Source organism: Gracilibacillus xinjiangensis, from assembly GCF_042651765.1.
GTDB lineage: Bacteria > Bacillota > Bacilli > Bacillales > Amphibacillaceae > Gracilibacillus > Gracilibacillus xinjiangensis.
Genome location: NZ_JBHSDT010000005.1, coordinates 1 through 512, shown reverse-complemented (window position 1 = coordinate 512; position 512 = coordinate 1). Strand labels below are relative to the sequence as shown.

1 rRNA gene is annotated in these 512 nt (G+C 37.7%); it reads left to right on the top strand.

The features are described from left to right. Positions 1-446: 446 nt before the first annotated feature. Positions 447-512, top strand: a 16S ribosomal RNA gene (locus ACFOY7_RS10715); the annotation flags it as partial.

The following is a 512-nucleotide window of genomic DNA, read 5'->3' as shown; positions in this document are numbered from 1 at the left end:
GTAGTTAAGCTCTCCAGCGCCCATGGTAGTTGGGGCTTTGCCCCTGCAAGAGTAGGACGTTGCCAGGCGAATTAAGTCTCCTAGTTTAGATAAACTAGGAGACATTTTTATCGATAACAGACAGGAGCACATTGAGGTATTTACCAAAACCTCCCTGTTGTTTTCTCTTCTTATACGTGTTATTCTATTATAAGTCGCATTAATGATGTAACGACTTCTAAAAAAATTCAAAGCAATTCTGAAAAAACTATTGACTATAATGTTTAAAAATGTTATATTTAAGAAGTCGCTTTAAAACGACGTATTAAAACATTGATCATTGAAAACTGAACAAAACAACCAGTATGATATAAATTGTAAGAATAAGCTAGCTTTTAGAAGCGAGCGGATCAAATGAACGTCGATTAAGTTCGCAACATCGACATCAGCACTTCCATGTGCAAATCTTTATTGAGAGTTTGATCTTGGCTCAGGACGAACGCTGGCGGCGTGCCTAATACATGCAAGTCGAG